At 67.8% G+C, this 16825-nt stretch carries 15 protein-coding genes; 6 read left to right on the top strand and 9 right to left on the bottom strand.

Annotated elements, in window-relative coordinates; genetic code table 11:
- Positions 1–113 precede the first annotated feature (113 nt).
- A complete protein-coding gene (locus ASF16_RS24965; protein ID WP_056173863.1) occupies positions 114–1145 on the top strand; it encodes a tripartite tricarboxylate transporter substrate binding protein in 1032 nt (343 codons plus the stop codon).
- A 47-nt stretch (positions 1146–1192) separates the two neighbouring features.
- Entirely contained in the window at positions 1193–2767 is a 1575-nt protein-coding gene (locus tag ASF16_RS24960) for a methyl-accepting chemotaxis protein (protein WP_056173859.1), read from the top strand.
- A 686-nt stretch (positions 2768–3453) separates the two neighbouring features.
- Here ASF16_RS24960 and ASF16_RS24955 read toward each other — a convergent pair.
- From ASF16_RS24955 to ASF16_RS24945, 3 genes are all read right to left on the bottom strand, one after another.
- The gene (locus tag ASF16_RS24955; RefSeq protein WP_056173856.1) at positions 3454–4473 is read right to left on the bottom strand and encodes a tripartite tricarboxylate transporter substrate binding protein; all 1020 of its coding nucleotides are present in this window, start codon (positions 4471–4473) and stop codon (positions 3454–3456) included.
- Between the two features lie 81 nt (positions 4474–4554).
- Positions 4555–5799 (bottom strand): CaiB/BaiF CoA transferase family protein, encoded by a 1245-nt coding sequence (locus tag ASF16_RS24950; RefSeq protein WP_369817194.1) that lies wholly within the window; start codon positions 5797–5799, stop codon positions 4555–4557.
- Between the two features lie 44 nt (positions 5800–5843).
- Complete coding sequence (locus tag ASF16_RS24945; RefSeq protein WP_056174006.1) at positions 5844–6800, bottom strand: hydroxymethylglutaryl-CoA lyase; 957 nt, start codon at positions 6798–6800, stop codon at positions 5844–5846.
- Between the two features lie 151 nt (positions 6801–6951).
- Between ASF16_RS24945 and ASF16_RS24940 the strand changes: the two genes are divergently transcribed.
- The 3 genes from ASF16_RS24940 (at position 6952) to ASF16_RS24930 (ending at position 8910) form a co-directional block, all read left to right on the top strand.
- Positions 6952–7899 (top strand): LysR family transcriptional regulator, encoded by a 948-nt coding sequence (locus ASF16_RS24940; protein ID WP_056173853.1) that lies wholly within the window; start codon positions 6952–6954, stop codon positions 7897–7899.
- 161 nt (positions 7900–8060) lie between these two features.
- Positions 8061–8375, top strand: a complete 315-nt coding sequence (locus tag ASF16_RS24935) for a helix-turn-helix domain-containing protein (RefSeq protein ID WP_056173851.1) — start codon at positions 8061–8063, stop codon at positions 8373–8375.
- Between the two features lie 175 nt (positions 8376–8550).
- Entirely contained in the window at positions 8551–8910 is a 360-nt protein-coding gene (locus ASF16_RS24930; RefSeq protein ID WP_056173849.1) for an FKBP-type peptidyl-prolyl cis-trans isomerase, read from the top strand.
- Positions 8911–9097: 187 nt separating this feature from the next.
- Here ASF16_RS24930 and ASF16_RS24925 read toward each other — a convergent pair whose 3' ends face one another.
- The 4 genes from ASF16_RS24925 to ppsA all read right to left on the bottom strand — a co-directional run bounded on the left by ASF16_RS24925 (position 9098) and on the right by ppsA (position 14710).
- Positions 9098–9613, bottom strand: coding sequence for a hypothetical protein (locus ASF16_RS24925; protein WP_056173846.1), 516 nt, complete (start codon positions 9611–9613; stop codon positions 9098–9100).
- 139 nt (positions 9614–9752) lie between these two features.
- Complete coding sequence (locus ASF16_RS24920) at positions 9753–11876, bottom strand: VC_2705 family sodium/solute symporter (protein ID WP_056173843.1); 2124 nt, start codon at positions 11874–11876, stop codon at positions 9753–9755.
- Entirely contained in the window at positions 11869–12240 is a 372-nt protein-coding gene (locus ASF16_RS24915) for a DUF4212 domain-containing protein (RefSeq protein WP_056173840.1), read from the bottom strand. The genes ASF16_RS24920 and ASF16_RS24915 overlap by 8 nt, the downstream gene beginning before the upstream one ends.
- A gap of 79 nt (positions 12241–12319) precedes the next feature.
- Positions 12320–14710: a phosphoenolpyruvate synthase gene (gene ppsA, locus ASF16_RS24910; protein WP_056174003.1), complete on the bottom strand. Its 2391-nt coding sequence runs from the start codon at positions 14708–14710 to the stop codon at positions 12320–12322.
- A 205-nt stretch (positions 14711–14915) separates the two neighbouring features.
- On the opposite strand from ppsA, the gene ASF16_RS24905 reads away from it, so the two are divergent.
- Positions 14916–15737: a pyruvate, water dikinase regulatory protein gene (locus ASF16_RS24905; RefSeq protein WP_056173837.1), complete on the top strand. Its 822-nt coding sequence runs from the start codon at positions 14916–14918 to the stop codon at positions 15735–15737.
- Positions 15738–15761: 24 nt separating this feature from the next.
- Here the strand turns inward: ASF16_RS24905 and ASF16_RS24900 are convergent, their stop codons facing one another.
- Positions 15762–16334 (bottom strand): DUF4303 domain-containing protein, encoded by a 573-nt coding sequence (locus tag ASF16_RS24900; protein ID WP_056173833.1) that lies wholly within the window; start codon positions 16332–16334, stop codon positions 15762–15764.
- 97 nt (positions 16335–16431) lie between these two features.
- Positions 16432–16821, bottom strand: coding sequence for a hypothetical protein (locus tag ASF16_RS24895; RefSeq protein ID WP_056173830.1), 390 nt, complete (start codon positions 16819–16821; stop codon positions 16432–16434).
- Between the last annotated feature and the right edge of the window lie 4 nt (positions 16822–16825).

The raw sequence follows: 16825 nt of genomic DNA, 5'->3' as shown, positions 1-16825 counted from the left end.
AATCTCCAGGAGCAGGCCTTGTGTTCCGAACCGGATTCCGGTTCAGACACCTGCCCCCTGTGCATCCTGCGCGTGCCCGTTCAACGACCTGCCACCTTTTTGCGAGACACCGCATGACCACATCCTTCAACCGCCGCGACATCCTTGCCCGCGCCGCTGCTGCCGGCGCCGTGGGCGCCCTGGGCGCCACGATGGCGCCCGCTGCCTGGGCGCAGGCCACAGGTGCGGCCGCACGCAACGCGCACGCCAAGGCGCCCAAGCTGGCCCCCACGCTGCGCATCGTGATCCCGGCCAACCCCGGCGGCGGCTGGGACCAGACCGGCCGCGCGCTGGGCGCGGCCCTGGTGGGCGTGGGCGCAGCCGACCAGGTCGAGTACGAGAACATCGGCGGCAAGGGCGGCACCATCGGTCTGGCCAAGTACGCCGAGAAATACGGCAACGACGCCAACACCCTGCTGATGGGCGGCATGGTGATGGTGGGCGCCGTGGCCCTGCAAAAACCGGCCGTGGACCTGACCCAGATCCAGCCGCTGGCGCGCCTGACCAGCGACTACCTGGTCGCCGCCGTGGCCGCCAAGTCCCCCATTCAGAACACCAAGGATTTGACCGACGCCCTGCGCGCCGACCTGCGCGCGGTGCCCGTGGCGGGTGGCTCGGCCGGTGGGGTGGACCACATCTTTGCCGGCGTGCTGGCCCGCGCCTCCAAGGCAAACCCCGAGAACCTGGTCTACAAGCCCTTTGCCGGCGGTTCGGAAGTGGTCGACGCCGTGCTGTCGGGCAACGCCGCACTGGGCCTGTCGGGCTACAGCGAGTTCAGCGATGCGATCGCCTCCGGCAAGCTGCGCGCCATCGGCGTGTCGTCGCGGCGCAGCGTGTTCGGCCTGCCCGCTTTTCGCGAACAGGGCCTGGACGCCACCATGGCCAACTGGCGTGGCGTGTTCACCGGCAAGGGCGTGTCGGCCGCTCGCACGGCGGACATGCTGACCGCCGTCGAGGCCGCCACCGGCCACGAGTCGTGGCTGCGCACGCTCAAGACCAACCGCTGGGACCCGTCCTGGCTGGCGGGCAAGGACCTGGCGGAGTTCATGGAGCTGGACCTGACCACCGCGCGCGTGATGGTCTACCTGCTCAAGCTCAAGGCCTGAGCCTTGCGGCCCAAGGCAAGACCCCTGCTGATCTCTGGAACTGACCCATGAAGATGTCCAACCACTCCATCGGCGCCCGCATGGCGACGGCGCTCGGCCTGGTGCTGGCGCTGATGATCGGCGCCGCCCTGTTCGGCATTGCGGCGCTGTACCGCACGCTGGGCACCTACGACACCACGGTGCAGGAACGCGTGGCGCAGGAGCGCGCCGTGAGCCGCATGGAAAGCGACTTCAAGACGCAGGTGCTGGAGTGGAAGAACACCCTGCTGCGCGGCGAGGACTCGCGCAAGCGCGAGCTGCACTGGGCCGCGTTCCAGGCCAGCGAAAAACGCGTGGCCGAAGCCGCCAAGTCTTTGGAGCCGCAGCTGACCGACGCGCAGGAAAAGGCTGCGCTGCAAAAATTCACCCAGGCCCACACGCAGATGGCGCAGGGCTACCGCAAGGGCTTCGAAGTGTTCCAGTCGCTGGGCTTCGTGCCGTCCGCGGGTGACGCCGACGTGGCCGACATCGACCAGGGCCCGGCCAAGCTGCTGACCGAACTGAGCCAGCAGGTGGCGGCCAGCAGTGCGGCCATTGCCCAGCAGGCGGCGCAGGACGCGCGGCGGGCCCTGGTCAGCAGCCTGGTGGCACTGGCGCTGGTGACGGCGCTGGGCGCCTGCGCCGGCTGGCTGCTCACCCGCTCGGTGGTGCGCCCGCTGGGCGTGGCCGTGTCGCTGGCCCACAAGGTGGCGGCGGGCGACCTGACCACCAGCATCCGTGTCGAAGGCCGGGACGAACCCGCGAAGCTGCTCGAAGCCCTGCGCGCCATGCAGGACAACCTGGAGAACGTGGTGGCCGGCGTGCGCAGGAATGCCGAAGGCGTGGCCAGCGCCAGCGCCGAGATCGCCCAGGGCAATGCCGACCTGAGCATGCGCACCGAAGAGCAGGCCGCCTCGCTGGACGAGACCTCGTCGTCCATGCAGCAGCTGCAGGCCACGGTGCAGCAGAACGCGTCGAACGCACAGCGCGCCAACGAACTTGCCCGCAACGGCGCCACCGTCGCGCAGCGCGGCGGCGACGTGGTCACGCAGATGGTGGAAGTGGTCCAGGGCATCCAGGACAGCTCGCGCCGCATCTCGGACATCATCGGCGTGATCGACGGCATTGCGTTTCAGACCAACATCCTCGCGCTCAATGCCGCAGTGGAGGCCGCACGCGCGGGCGAACAAGGCCGCGGCTTTGCCGTGGTGGCCAGCGAGGTGCGCAACCTCGCCACGCGCAGCGCCAGCGCTGCGCGCGAGATCAAGGCGCTGATCCAGACCAGCGTGGAGCGCGTGCAGGCCGGTTCCGACCTGGCGCGCGACGCGGGCACCACCATGGCCGAAGTGGTGTCCTCCATCCGCGAGGTGAGCAGCCTCATGGAAGAGATCAGCCAGGCCAGCGCCGCGCAGACCTCGGACATGCAGCGCGTGACCCAGGCCATCGTGCGCATGGACGACGTCACGCAGCAGAACGCCGCGCTGGTGGAAGAAAGCGCCGCCGCCGCGGGCAGCCTGAGCGGCCAGGCCCGCCAGATGGTGGAGGCCGTGGCGGTGTTCCGGGTGCGGCAGCACCACGCGGCGCTGCCAGGTCCAAAGGCTTGATATCTCGCACGCCGGACCTTTGATACGGTCTTGGCGAGGGTGTGGTTAGAGCCTGAGATAGGCCAAGTGTCCTGCCCGCCCGCCCCCACCCGTTCGGGCTGAGCCTGTCGAAGCCGGGGCACGACCTCAGTGCAGCCCTTCGACAAGCTCAGGGTGAACGGTTCAGGGGCTAGGGACGGGTTGGGATCCACATCCACATCCACCCGTTCGGGCTGAGCGTGTCGAAGCCGGGGCAAGACCTCAGTGCAGCCCTTCGACAAGCTCAGGGTGAACGGTTCAGGGGCTGGGGACGGGCTGGGATTCACATCCACATCCACCCGTTCGGGCTGAGCCTGTCGAAGCCGGGGCAAGACCTCAGTGCAGCCCTTCGACAAGCTCAGGGTGAACGGTTCAGGGGCTGGTGACGGACTGGGATCCACATCCACATCCAAATCCGCCCGTTCGGGCTGAGCCTGTCGAAGCCGGGGCACGACCTCAGCGCAGCCCTTCGACAAGCTCAGGGTGAACGGTTCGGGGCAAGGGATGGTGAGGGGTACAGCCGCTTCACGCCACCCGCGACGCATGAAACTGGCACGGCCCAGGCCAGCGCACCCGTGGAACTGGCTCTGCCAGGCCACCGGGTGCGTCCCCCTCCCGCGCAGCGAGAGAGGGGTGAAGGCGCGAAGCGACTCAGGGGGTGTTTCAATTTAATCCACCTTCACATTCGCGTTCTTCACCACCTGCGCCATGCGCGCAGCCTCGCTCTTGAAGAACGCCGCGGCCTGCTCGGGCGGCGTGAGCTTGATCTCATAGCCCTGTGCGATCAGCGCATCGTGTGCCTCGGGCATCTCCATGGCGGCCTTGAAGCCGTTGTACAGCCGCGCCAGTTCGGCCTTGGACAGCCCGGCCGGTCCCACCGGGGCGATCCAGCCGTCCAGTTCGAAGCCGGGGAGCCCCTGCTCGGCAATCGTGGGCACACCGGGCAGCGACGCCACGCGGCTGCCCGTGGTCACACCCAGCGCGCGCAGGGCACCCGACTTGATGTGCGCGGCCGCAGGCGCCACCGCCACCACGCCCAATTGCACCTGGCCGCCCAGGATGTCGTTCATCAGCGGGCCCATGCCGCGGTATGGGATGTGTTTGATGTCCAGCCTGGCCTGGTCCACGAACATCGCAGCCCCCAGGTGCAGGATGGTGCCGTTGCCCGACGAGCCGTAGTTCAGTACGCCGGGCTTGGATTTCGCATAGGCGATCAGCTCTTGCACCGTCCTGGCGGGCACCCCGGGGTGCGCCACCAGCACGAAGGGCGTGGCGCCAAGGATGGTGATGGGCGTGATGTCGGCGAGCGAGTCGAACGGAATGTTCTTGTAGACGCTGGGGTTGACCACGTGGTTGTTCGACACCACACCGATGACCGAGCCGTCCTTGGGTGCGCGCACGATCTGCGCCGTGCCGGTGATGCCGCCCGCGCCCGGCAGGTTCTCGATGACCACCGGCTGGCCCAGCGCCTTGGACAGGCTGTTGCTGATGGCGCGGATGGCGCCGTCCGCCCCCGAGCCCGCCGACAGCGGCAGGATCACGCGCAGCGGCTTGCCGTCGCCCTGGGCGCGGGCGGTGCGCGGCAGGCACCAGGCGGCGGCACCCAACGCAGCGGCGCTGGCGGCCAGGGCCTGGCGGCGTGTGAACAGGCTGCGGGACGAGGAAATGGCGGGGGCAAGGGTGGTCATGGGTTTGTCTCCAGTCGTTGTCATGCAATCCCGGGGCTGCGGTCTGCGCCGCGTGGGTGCCCCGGGCCGTCGAGAAATAAATCAGGCAATCGCGCCCGCGGCGTGCAGCGCCGCCACGGCCTCGGGCGTGTAGCCCAGGCTGTGCAGCAGCTCGGCCGTGTGCTGGCCCAGGCGGGGTGGGTCGCAGCGCACATCCAGGCGCTGGCCGTCCATGCGCAGCGGCATCAGCGTGACCTGCGCGGTGTGGCCCGCACACTCGCCATCGGGCAGCGTGATGTCGGCGAGCCCCCCTGTGGCTTTGAGGTGCGGGTCGTCGAACAGTTCTTCGGGCCGGCGGATGGGTGCGAATGGCAGACCGTTGCGCTCGAAGATCGCGGCCAGTGCGTCGGCCGGGTGCTGCGCCAGGCGCTCGCGCAGCACCGGCATCAGCGTGGGCCGCGCGCGCACGCGGTCGTTGTTGGTGGCCAGCTGCGGGTCGGCCCTCAGGTCGGCGTAGCCCATAGCGTCGCAAAAAGTCTGCCACTGCGCGTCGCTCACCGCGGCCAGGAAGATCTGCCCGCCGTCCTTCACGCTGAACACGTCGTACACGGCCCAGGACGAGATGCGGTCGGGCATGGGCGCCGCTGGCTGGCCGGTGACGGCGTACTGCATCATGTGCTGGCCCACCAGGAAGACGTTGTTCTCGAACAGGGCCGAGTCCACCTCCTGCCCGCGCCCGGTGATGCCGCGCTGCATCAGCGCGGCCATGGCGCCGATGGCGCCGAACATGCCGCCCATGATGTCGTTCACGCTGGTGCCCGCGCGCAGCGGGTCGCCGGGCCGGCCGGTCATGTAGGCCAGGCCGCCCATCATCTGCACCACCTCGTCGAGCGCCGTGCGGTGCTCGTACGGGCCGGGCAGAAAGCCCGTGTGGTTGACGTAGATGAGGCGCGGGTTGAGCTGGCTCAGCGCCGCGTAGTCCAGGCCGTATTTGGTCATCACGCCGGGCTTGAAGTTCTGCGCCACCACGTCGGCCGATGCCGCCAGCTTGCGCGCGGCCGCCAGGCCCTCGGGGCTGCGCAGGTCGATGGCGATGCTCTTCTTGTTGCGGTTGAACATGGGGAAGAAGCCCGCGCCCGCGCCCAGCAGGTGGCGGGTGCGGTCGCCGTCCACGGGCTCGACCTTGATGACCTCGGCCCCCAGGTCGGCCAGCACCATGCCGCAGGTGGGGCCCATGACCATGTGGGTGAACTCGACCACGCGCATGCCCTGCAGGGGCAAGGCGCGGGGGGCCGGAGTGTCGGGCGGCGTGGGCGGGGCAAAGGAAGAATCGGTGTGGGAAGTCATGGGGTGACGATACGGGATGGAAGGACGCGCGGCGGTGGATCAGGTCAGTGGGTGGCGGCCAGGGAGGTGGCTCCCGCGCCGGTGCGCGGTACCCCGGCCTGCCAGAGCGTGCCGTGCAGCGTCTCGCCAGCCAGCCAGCCCGCCACGCGCTCGCGCAGTGCCAGCAGCGCGGCCACGTCGATACCGGTTGCCACACCCATGCGCTCCAGCATGAACACTAGGTCTTCGGTGGTGACGTTGCCGCTGGCGCCGGGCGCGTGCGGGCAGCCGCCGATGCCGGCCAGGCAGGCGTCGAAGCGGGTAATGCCTGTCTGCCACGCGGCATAGACGTTGGCCATCCCCATGCCGCGCGTGTCGTGAAAATGCGCGCAGGCCAGCCGGTCGCCCACCAGCGCCCGGGCCTTGCCGAACAGCCGGGCGACCGAGGCCGGGTCGGCGTAGCCCACGGTGTCGGCCAGGCTCACGCGGTCAGCACCCGCGTCGAGCAGGGCCTGCATCAGGCGCAGCACCTCGCTCTCGGCCACCTCGCCCTGCAGCGTGCAGCCAAACGCCGTGCCCACGCCCCCTTCGATGAGCGTGCGGCTGCCGCTGGCATCGCGCAGCGCGCGGATGCGCGCCACCTCCGCCACCACCTCGTCCGGCGTCTTGCGCAGGTTGGCCAGGCTGTGGGCGTGGCTGGCCGACAGGGGCACGACCATGAGGTCGGCGCCACATTCAAGCGCGCGTTCCGCCCCCTTGTAGTTGGGCACCAGCACCGAGGCGACGAGCCCCGGCAGCGTCTTGGCGTGGGCCAGCACCTCGGCGGTGTCGGCCAGTTGCGGCAGCAGACGGGCGGGCACGAAGGAGCCGACCTCGATCTCGCGCTGGCCCGCCGCGTAGGCCGCGTCCACCCACTCGATCTTGCGGGCCGTGGAGACGATGGTGGCAATGCTCTGCAGGCCATCGCGCAGGCCGACTTCGCGCACCAGGGCGGCGGCTGCGGGGCGCGGTGCCCGCGGCAGTTCGAAAGAGGCGCCTGTCGATGGGGGGCTGCTCACGGGACGTCTCCATTTCTTGTGTCTGCGACCTATGGCGAATTCTAGGAATTCCCATTTGAATCAGAAAATACATTGTGGAAGCTCTATGATTCCCAAACGGAATATCTCAGCATCCATGCGCGACCTCGACCTTCAGACCCTGCGCCTCTTCGCCGCCGTATGCGAGCACCGCAGCATTGCGCGCGCGGCCGAGCAGGAGGCCATCGTGGGCTCGGCCATCAGCAAGCGGCTGGCGCAGTTGGAGGACACGGTGGGCACGCCGCTCTTGGTGCGCAAGCGGCGCGGCGTCATCCCCACCCCGGCGGGCGAGACGCTGCTGGAGCACGCGCGCACCATGCTGGCCAGCGTGGGCCAGATCGAGCGGGACATGGCCGCCTACGCCACCGGCACGCGCGGCCATGTGCGCATGCTGGTCACGGCCTCGGTCATGGCCGAGTCGCTGGCCGACGACGTGGCGGCGTTTTTGCAAGACCCGGCGCACCGCGACATCCAGGTGAGCCTCGAAGAGCGCGTCAGCCCGGACGTGGTGCAGGGCATCCGCGACGGCAGCGCCTCCATCGGCATCTGCTGGGACGCGGCCGACCTGTCGGGCCTCGAAGTCTGCGGCTACCGCCACGACCACCTGGCGGTGGTGGCCCACGCCTCGCACCCGGTGGCGCAGCACCAGAGCGTGCGTTTTGCCGACGTGCTGGACCATGAATTCGTCAGCATGCCCGCCCTGAGCGCCGTGCAGGTGCTGCTGGCCCGCGCGGCGGCGGTGGAGGGAAAGATGCTCGCCCACCGCGTGCTGGTGTCCAACTTCGACGCTGCGCTGCGGGTGGTGCGCGCCAACCTGGCCATCAGCGTGGTGCCGCAAGAAGTGGCCCAGCCCTTTGCCGACATCGCCCCGGTGCGGGTGATTCCGCTGTCCGACCCGTGGGCGCGCAGACGCTTCGCCATCTGCTTTCGCAGCGCCCAGATGCTCACCCCGGCGGCGCGTCTGCTGGTAGACCATCTGGCCCGGCTGGGAGCCGGCGGTCCGGACTCCGGCGGCGTGGCCGCTCCGCAACAGTTTGATATGTAACGCCGTATTTTTGGTGTTTAGCGCATATGTGCTGTGCGTTCTGAGCTACCAAACTTGTAGCAAATTAGGTTCCGAGCTATAGTCAACGCACATCGTCGGGCCGGTCTCGCATCCGCCCAGAACGAACTTTCGAACCAACACTTGCGCGAGGAGAAGCGTCCATGAGCTCCAAAGAAAATGCCGCCATCAACCAGTTGTTCGAGCGGCTCGAATGCCGTTACGCACTGCGCGTGCTGTGGGCCCTGAAGGACGGCCACCCCCAGACCTTCCGCCTGCTGCAGGACAGCGTGGGGGGCATCACCCCCAACACGCTCAACACCCGCATCAAGGAACTGCGCGAGGCCGGCTTCGTGGACCACGGCAGCGACGGCTACACCGTCACCCCCTCGGGCGCCGACCTGCTCAAGCGCCTGTCGGACGTGCAGGCCTTCGCCACCCGCTGGGTCGCCGGCCGCGCCAAGAAGCAAACGCCCTGAGCCCCGGGGCTGCCAATTCCCCCTGCCCCGCACCAGCCCTGCCGCTCTGCAGGGTCTGCAGGGCCTCTTGGCAGGCTCACCCGGGGCAGCCGTTAAAATGACAGTCTGAACAGCTTCTAGCGCCCATCCACAAAGCGCTAGGAGCTATATTTTTAATAGCACTCAAGGAATCACCATGGCATTGACCACCACCGCATCCGGCCTGCAGTACGAAGACACCACCGTGGGCGAAGGCGCTGAAGCCGCCAAGGGCCAGAACGTGTCGGTGCACTACACCGGCTGGCTGTACAACAACGGCGAGCAAGGCGCCAAGTTCGACTCCAGCCGCGACCGCAACGACCCCTTCGAGTTCTCGCTGGGCGCCGGCATGGTCATCAAGGGCTGGGACGAAGGCGTGCAGGGCATGAAGATCGGCGGCCAGCGCACCCTGATCATCCCCGCAGCCCTGGGCTACGGCGCCCGCGGCGCCGGCGGCGTGATCCCCCCGAACGCCACGCTGAAGTTCGACGTCGAACTGCTCAAGGTCGGCCGCTGATCCAGCCCTCCTACGGCGCCTTGGCGCAAAAGCAAAAAGCGGCCTCCGGGCCGCTTTTTGCTTTTATCGATCCCGCTGTCCAAAACTGGCGCGCCCCCAACGCCAGTGCACCCGTGGATCTGACTCCGCCAGGCCACCGGGTGCCTCCCCCTCCGGCGGAAGCCGCAGAGCGGCTCAGGGGGCATCACTAGTCAAACAGTGCCTGGTCCAACCGCTCGAATTTCGCATCGCCCACCGCTTCGCGGATCTTCGGCGCCAGCGCTGCCAGGTCGTCGAAGCTGCCTGCACCTTCGACGGCCAGGTTCAGCCGAAAGCCGCGCAGGCCCAGGCCCGCAGTAAGCTCTGTGGCAATCGGGTAGGCCGCCTGGTAGCGCTCCTTGGGCGTGCGGCCCGAGCCCTCTCCGGCGGTAGCCACCGTGCCCAGGTCCATCGCGTCTGCCAGTGACGCTGCCGCCACATCCGGCGTGCCAGCCACCGCTACGGGACCTGATGCGGACTTGCCTGACAGCGGCTCCAGCAGGCCCTGCGCGAGCATGGCCTGCACGTCGTCCTGGGTGATACCCATGGCTGCGGTGGCTGCAAGGATTTCACCCGTCGTGCGCTTGCCGTCAAAAAGTATGAAGGCCGAACGCTGGCGAGAACTGAGGCTGCCACGCCGGTCCTTGAGTGCTTCCTGCCCTGCCTGCGTCTTGACGAGAACCATGAATCTCCTTGAGGTTGCGCACGCGGCCGCCCATCGGCCGCACATGCTTTCCCAGACTCTCACGTTTTGACACAGTTGAATATCGGGGTTTTCACATAAACCACGGCATTCCGTGCTCCTGGGAAGCCACAGGGCAGCGCTACATCTCGGAGCGGATGCGCGGCAGCTCGGGCGCGGGCCGGGTGATCCAGCTCACCACGGTCGCCACGGCAGCGCCCGCGGGCACGCCGAACACGCCAGCGGATATCGGCTGGATGCCGAACCACAGGCCATCCGCCAGCAGCCAGGGCGGCAGCGTCGCACGCAGGGCGGGCACGTGCGACAGCATGTAGTACACCGCCACACCCAACCCTGCCACCATGCCGGCCACAGCCCCCTGGCGTGTGGTGCCGCGCCAGAAGATGCCCAGCACCATCACCGGCACGAAAGCCGATGCCGCGAGCGAAAACGATGCGGACACCATGGGCAAAATTTCCGACGGCTTGAGAGCGGCCACGAAGGCGGCGGACAAGGCCACCGCCAGCAGCGTGAACTTGGTCAAAATCACCCGCTGCTCGGGCGAGGCCCGCCGCGGCGCATCGTGAAAATACAGGTCGCGCACCAGCGCGTTGCTGATGGTGAGCAGCAGGCCGTCTGCGGTAGACAGCGCCGCCGCCAGTCCGCCCGCGGCGACCAGGCCCGACACCACATACGGCAGCCCGCCCAGCTCGGGCGTGGCCAGCATGATCAAGTCGGCCCCCAGGCGAATCTCGCCGAACTGCACGATGCCGTCGCCGTTGACGTCCTCGATCGACAGCAGCGAGCTGTCCACGCGCGCCCACTGGGCCATCCAGTTGGGCAGCGCCTCGAAGCTGCTCCCCACCAGGTTCTGCATGACCTCGAACTTCACCAGCACCGCCAGCGCCGGGGCGCTCAGGTACAAGAGCGCAATGAAGAACAGCGACCACGCCACCGACGCCCGCGCCCCGCCCACGGTGGGCGATGTGTAGTAGCGCGTGAGCAGGTGCGGCAGCCCCGCGGTGCCCACCATCAGGCAGAACATCAGCGCGAGGAAGTTGCGCCGCGTGAGTTCATAGTCGCGCTGCTCATCCGGGGTGCCGTCCGGGTCGCCCACGTAGGCCTGGCTGTGCAGCGGCAGCCCGCCCAGGGGGCGGGCGCGCTCGTAGTTCTCGCGCATCTCGCGGGTCCAGCGCTCGCGGGCAGCAGCGGCGTCGCGCGGCAGCGCGGCCAGTTCGCGGCTGGCGGTGACGATGAGCCCCACATCGGCGTTCTGGGTGCGCAGCGTGCGGATGCGCTCGCGGCCCTTTTCGCGCTCACGCTCCAGCGCGCCCTCGACGTCCTGCAGGCGCGCCTCGTAGTCCTTGGCGCGCTGCAGGTAGGTCTGCACCACCTGGTGCTCGGCGGGGGAGTCAAGGAGCTGCGCTTCCAGGTCCGCGATCTTGCTGATCTGCGTGCCGTAGACCAGCGGCGCGAGCGGGCTGCCCAGCTGCTTGTAGGCCAGCCAGGACACGGGTATCAAAAAGGCCAGCAGCAGCACCACGTACTGCGCCACCTGCGTCCAGGTGATGGCGCGCATGCCGCCCAGGAAAGAGCACAGCAGCACACCGCCCAGGCCCAGCATGATGCCGATCTCGAACTGCACCCCGGTCAGGCGCGAGGCAATCAGCCCCACGCCGTAGATCTGCGCAACGACATAGGTGAACGAGCACAGCACCGCCGCCAGCGCCGCGATCACGCGCGGCCAGCGGCCGCCGAACCGCACGTGAAAGAAGTCGGGCACGGTGTACAGGCCCATGGCCCTGAGGTGCGGGGCGATCAGCATCGCCACCAGGCAAAAGCCCCCGGTCCACCCCAGCAGGTAGGCCAGGCCCCCCGCCTGCCCCGGCGTGCCCGAGAAGCCCTGCAGGTACAAGGCCCCGGACAGGCTGATAAACGACGCCGCACTCATCCAGTCTGCCGCTGCGGCCATGCCGTTGTACATGGGCGGAATGCGCCGCCCGGCCACGTAGTATTCCTCGGGGTCGCTGGTGCGGCCGTACACGCCGATGCCGGCGTAGGCCATGACGGTGATGAACAGAAAGATCGGCCCGATCCAGTGGCGCGACAGGCCCTGGTGTTCGGCCCAGGTCATCAGCGCCAAAAAGGCCAGCACCCCGATCACATACAGCGCCAGGATGCGGTGCAGACGCCACAGGTAGGCCGGCCCCGAGGTCGCCCGCCCGTGTGCGTCGGTGCTGTGGGGGCCAGCGCCTGGGTCAGCCATGGGTGCGCGCGCCGTCGGCAGCCGGCCCCTGCGCGTGGGCTTGCGCGGGTGCCGAGGCCTGAAGGTCAGCGTCCTGCCGCTCGAAGCGGTTCATGGCCCAGCAGTACGCCACCACGATCCCGATGAACACCACCACCGCGCCCTGCGCTGCGATCCAGTAGCCCAGTGGCCAGCCGCCCACCACCAGGGACTGCAGGTCGCGTGCGAAGTACGTGGCCACGAACGACACCAGCGCCCACAGCAGCAGCAGGCCTGCCTTGAGCTTGAGGTGGCGCACGTCGTGCAGGTCGGGCGGGAACGGGCCCGCCATCTCGGCCTCCGCAGGGCGACCGGGCTGGTGCAGGTGCTGCTGCGGGAGCGGCATCACAGGCACCACGGCGCCGACACTGCGGCAGGGAATGCAAACAGTCCGCGCATACCGCCGTGCCTGAGGGCCTGGGCCTTCAGCTCGCCAGTTGCTGCCAGGTGGCGATCACGCTGTCAGGATTGAGCGAGATCGACGAAATGCCTTCCTTGGCCAGCCACTGCGCAAAGTCAGGGTGGTCGCTGGGGCCCTGGCCGCAGATGCCGATGTACTTGCCCTCGGCCAGACAGGCCTTGATGGCCTTCTCCACCAGCGCCAGTACGGCGGGGTCGCGCTCGTCAAAGTCCTGCGCCAGCAGCTCCAGGCCCGAATCGCGGTCCAGGCCCAGGGTGAGCTGGGTCAGGTCGTTGGAGCCGATGGAAAAACCGTCGAAGAACTCCAGGAAGCGCTCGGCCAGGATGGCGTTGCTCGGCACCTCGCACATCATGATGACCTTGAGGTCGTCCTTGCCCCGCTGGAGGCCGTGGGTGGCCAGCAGCTTGGTCACGCGCTCGGCCTGGCCCAGCGTGCGGACAAAGGGCACCATCACCTGTACGTTGGTCAGGCCCATGTCGTTGCGCACGCGCTTCAAAGCCTCGCACTCCATCGCAAAGGCTTCGCCGAAGTCTTCGCTGATGTAGCGCGCCGCACCGCGAAAGCCCAGCATCGGGTTTTCTTCCTCGGGCTCGTAGCGGCTGCCGCCGATGAGCTTGCGGTACTCGTTGGACTTGAAGTCCGACAGGCGCACGATCACGGGCTTGGGGTAGAACGCGGCGGCGATGGTGGCCACGCCTTCGGCGACCTTGTCCACGTAGAACGCGCGCGGGCTGGCATGGCCGCGGGCCACCGACTCCACCGCTTTCTTCAGGTCGGCATCGATCTGGGGGTAGTCCAGGATGGCCTTGGGGTGCACGCCGATGTTGTTGTTGATGATGAACTCGAGCCGCGCCAGGCCCACGCCTTCGTTGGGCAGCTGGCAGAAGTCGAAGGCCAGCTGGGGGTTGCCCACGTTCATCATGATCTTGGTCTTGATGGCGGGCATCTCGCCGCGCTGCACCTCGGTGACCTCGGTCTCGAGCAGGCCGTCGTAGATGTGGCCGGTGTCGCCCTCGGCGCAGCTCACGGTGACCAGCGTGCCGTCTTTTAGCAGCTCGGTCGCGTCACCGCAGCCCACCACGGCCGGAATGCCCAGCTCGCGCGCAATGATGGCCGCGTGGCAGGTGCGCCCGCCGCGGTTGGTGACGATGGCGCTCGCGCGCTTCATCACGGGCTCCCAGTTGGGGTCGGTCATGTCGGTGACCAGCACGTCGCCGGGCTGCACCTTGTCCATCTCGGAAATGTTGTGCACCAGGCGCACGGGGCCGGTGCCGATCTTCTGGCCGATGGCGCGGCCTTCGGCCAGCACGGTGCCCGAGCCCTTGAGCTTGTAGCGCATCTCGGCCTGGCCCTTGGACTGGCTTTTCACCGTCTCGGGGCGGGCCTGCAGGATGTAGAGCAGGCCGTCGGTGCCGTCCTTGCCCCATTCGATGTCCATCGGGCGGCCATAGTGCTGCTCGATCACCAGCGCGTAGTGCGCCAGCTGCTGCACGTCGGCGTCGGTCAGCGAATAACGGTTGCGCTGCTCGGTGGCCACGTCGATGGTCTTGACCAGCTTGCCCGAAGCGGCTTTTTCTTCGGCGGTGGAGAACACCATCTGCAGCAGCTTGCTGCCCAGGTTGCGGCGGATCACGGCCTTCTTGCCGGCCTTGAGCATGGGCTTGTGCACGTAGAACTCGTCGGGGTTCACGGCGCCCTGCACCACGGTCTCGCCCAGGCCGTAGCTGCTGGTGATGAACACGACTTCTTCAAAGCCCGATTCGGTGTCGATGGTGAACATCACGCCAGCGGCGCCCAGGTCGGAGCGCACCATGCGCTGCACGCCGGCGGACAGGGCCACCACGTCGTGCTCGAAGCCCTTGTGGACGCGGTAAGAAATGGCGCGGTCGTTGTACAGCGACGCGAACACTTCCTTCATCTTGTGCAGCACGTCGTCGATGCCCACCACGTTCAGGAAGGTTTCTTGCTGGCCCGCAAACGAGGCGTCGGGCAGGTCTTCGGCCGTGGCGGACGAGCGCACGGCGAACGATGCGGCGGGGTTGCCGGCGCTCAGCGTGGCGAAGGCTTCAGCAATGGCGGCCTGCAGGTCGGCCGGAAAGGGCTGGGCCTCGACCATGGCGCGGATTTCGGCGCCCACCGTGGCCAGGGCGCGGACGTCTTCGGTGTCCAGGCTCTTGAGCTTGGCGCTGATCTTGTCGGCCAGGCCGTCGTTCGCCAGGAACTGGCGAAACGCGTGCGCTGTGGTGGCAAAGCCCGTGGGCACCCGCACGCCCTCTGGCAGTTGGGAGATCATCTCGCCGAGGGAGGCGTTTTTACCGCCTACGGCCTCGACATCGGTCATTCTCAGGTTTTCAAACGGTACGACCAGGGCGGTCGGGCTGAAAAGTGCAGACATGGGAAAGCTCCAGAAGTTGAAACCGGGTCTGCGCGCCTGCCCCTTGCTGTACGTGGGAGCGATGGGCGAGCTGCCATGCACGGCGGGTGGCTTTGTCGTTGTGGTTGTAGGCCGACGAAGTGCATGGTGAGAATTTGGATAATTGTCACAATTGTAGGCCTGCGGCACTGGCGGCAGGCTGACGCACTGAAAGGCACCCTGCTCCATGCACACGCGCACCGTATTTTTTGTCTCTGACGGCACCGGCATCACCGCCGAGACTTTTGGCAATGCCATCCTGGCCCAGTTCGAGATGAAGCCGCGCCACGTGCGCCTGCCCTTCATCGACAGCGTGGACAAGGCCCACCAGACGGTCCGCCAGATCAACCACACCGCCGAGATGGAGGGCAAAAAGCCCATCGTGTTCACCACGCTGGTGAACATGGAGGTGCTGCGCGTCATCCAGGAAGGCTGCAAGGGCATGCTGCTGGACATGTTCGGCACCTTCGTGCACCCGCTGGAAGAAGAGCTGGGCATCAAGTCGCACCACCGCGTCGGCCGTTTCAGTGACGTGAGCCGCAGCAAGGAATACACCGACCGCATCGAGGCCATCAACTTCAGCCTGGCCCACGACGACGGCCAGAGCAACCGCGACCTGGCCGGCGCCGACGTGATCCTGGTAGGAGTGAGCCGCAGCGGCAAGACCCCCACCAGCCTGTACCTGGCCATGCAGTGCGGCCTGAAAGCCGCCAACTACCCGCTGATCCCCGAAGACTTCGAGCGCCGCCAGTTGCCGCCCGCGCTGGTACCGCACCGCGCCAAGATCTTCGGGCTGACCATCCAGCCCGAGCGCCTGTCCGAGATCCGCAACGAACGCCGCCCCGGCTCCAAATACGCCGACCTGGTGAACTGCCGCCACGAGGTGGCCGAGGCCGAGGCGATGATGCGGCGATCGGGCATCCGGTGGCTGTCGACCACGACCAAGTCGATCGAAGAGATCGCGACGACGATCCTGCAGGAGATCCGGCCGGAGCGGCTGGTGTACTGACAGGGAAAGGGACAGCGGCAGCCTTCAGTCCCAGGAGTCGGTCCAGGCCTTGAATCCGGCGGCGAGGGCGGGCGGGTTCAGGCGTGCCACCCACCCGTTCAAGACCATGGCAGGTTCGTCGCCATCCGAGACCGAGACCTGCAGCATCAGGGATTCGCGGCCGAAGGCCGGGTCTTCGCGACGCAGGCGTTCCAGCACCTGGACCATGGTTTCGAGCAATTGCGCGCGAAAGGCCACGAAGGCGGCCTCGCCCCCTTCGTCCTCCAGCCCGTCCTCCAGCGCCAGTACATGCTCACGCACCAGCGTGCACAGGTCATTGAATGCGCCGTTGGCCCCCTCGCCCTCCAGCGGCCATTCCGAGGCGCTGTAGCGGTAGTAGCTGGCATCGTCCGGATGGCGCTCGGTCAATGCGCGCTCTTGCGATTCGGTCAACAGGGCCGGGCAAACGGTCATGGCCCCGTCGTCGGTGTAAAGAGTGAAGGCACACACGGGGTCGTGCGGGCCGCAGCGCCCGGAGATGTCGGCCAGTGCGGCGCGGCTGGCCTGGGCGATGCCCTCGGCCAGCGCGGCGAAATCGAAGTCGGTGGAATCAGACATGGGCGCATGGTAGGCCAGCCAGGGCCGCCAGCAGCCAGCGCCGCCGCCAGACGCGGTTTTGACGACGCTTTTCGCGCTGGCCTGCGTGGGTGCCTGCTTACTTCACCGCAAACCGCACATTCGCCGGCTTCTTGCCCGGCAAGGTCACCAGCGCCACCACCTTGGTGCCCGCTGCCACCTTGAAGGTGCCCTTGGCTTCGAGCTTGCCCTCGCCCGCTGGCGCCAGCACGGCTTCGGATTTCTCCGTGCCGTTGAGCAGCGTGAGCTTGGCGGTCACCCCCTCGGAACTGGCGGCCTTGCCGTGGTCGCGCAGGTACAGCGTGATGGCGTTCGGCTTGGCGACCAGCTCGTAGTCCATGTCGTTGGTGCCGGCCACAATGCCGCCGTGCTGGGGCTTGTGGTCGTCGCCATGGGCATGGTTGCCGGCGGCAAACGCAGCGCCGCTCACGGCCAGTGCGAGCGTGGCGATGAAATATCGGGTGTTCATGAAA

It is taken from the genome of Acidovorax sp. Leaf78, from assembly GCF_001422735.1.
Classification (GTDB): Bacteria; Pseudomonadota; Gammaproteobacteria; order Burkholderiales; family Burkholderiaceae_C; genus Acidovorax.
The sequence above is the reverse complement of the archived record's forward strand: the minus strand, read 5'-3'. Positions and strand labels throughout refer to the sequence as shown.

Excerpts from the sequence above, each read along its gene's own strand:
- ASF16_RS24965 (WP_056173863.1), top strand. The coding sequence starts at position 114 with ATGACCACATCCTTCAACCGCCGCGACATCCTTGCCCGCGCCGCTGCT.
- ASF16_RS24920 (WP_056173843.1), bottom strand. The coding sequence starts at position 11,876 with ATGGCTGACCCAGGCGCTGGCCCCCACAGCACCGACGCACACGGGCGG.
- ASF16_RS24930 (WP_056173849.1), top strand. The coding sequence starts at position 8,551 with ATGGCATTGACCACCACCGCATCCGGCCTGCAGTACGAAGACACCACC.
- ASF16_RS24960 (WP_056173859.1), top strand. The coding sequence starts at position 1,193 with ATGAAGATGTCCAACCACTCCATCGGCGCCCGCATGGCGACGGCGCTC.
- ASF16_RS24950 (WP_369817194.1), bottom strand. The coding sequence starts at position 5,799 with ATGACTTCCCACACCGATTCTTCCTTTGCCCCGCCCACGCCGCCCGAC.
- ASF16_RS24900 (WP_056173833.1), bottom strand. The coding sequence starts at position 16,334 with ATGTCTGATTCCACCGACTTCGATTTCGCCGCGCTGGCCGAGGGCATC.
- ASF16_RS24955 (WP_056173856.1), bottom strand. The coding sequence starts at position 4,473 with ATGACCACCCTTGCCCCCGCCATTTCCTCGTCCCGCAGCCTGTTCACA.
- ASF16_RS24915 (WP_056173840.1), bottom strand. The coding sequence starts at position 12,240 with ATGCCGCTCCCGCAGCAGCACCTGCACCAGCCCGGTCGCCCTGCGGAG.
- ASF16_RS24940 (WP_056173853.1), top strand. The coding sequence starts at position 6,952 with ATGCGCGACCTCGACCTTCAGACCCTGCGCCTCTTCGCCGCCGTATGC.
- ASF16_RS24925 (WP_056173846.1), bottom strand. The coding sequence starts at position 9,613 with ATGGTTCTCGTCAAGACGCAGGCAGGGCAGGAAGCACTCAAGGACCGG.
- ppsA (WP_056174003.1), bottom strand. The coding sequence starts at position 14,710 with ATGTCTGCACTTTTCAGCCCGACCGCCCTGGTCGTACCGTTTGAAAAC.
- ASF16_RS24935 (WP_056173851.1), top strand. The coding sequence starts at position 8,061 with ATGAGCTCCAAAGAAAATGCCGCCATCAACCAGTTGTTCGAGCGGCTC.
- ASF16_RS24895 (WP_056173830.1), bottom strand. The coding sequence starts at position 16,821 with ATGAACACCCGATATTTCATCGCCACGCTCGCACTGGCCGTGAGCGGC.
- ASF16_RS24905 (WP_056173837.1), top strand. The coding sequence starts at position 14,916 with ATGCACACGCGCACCGTATTTTTTGTCTCTGACGGCACCGGCATCACC.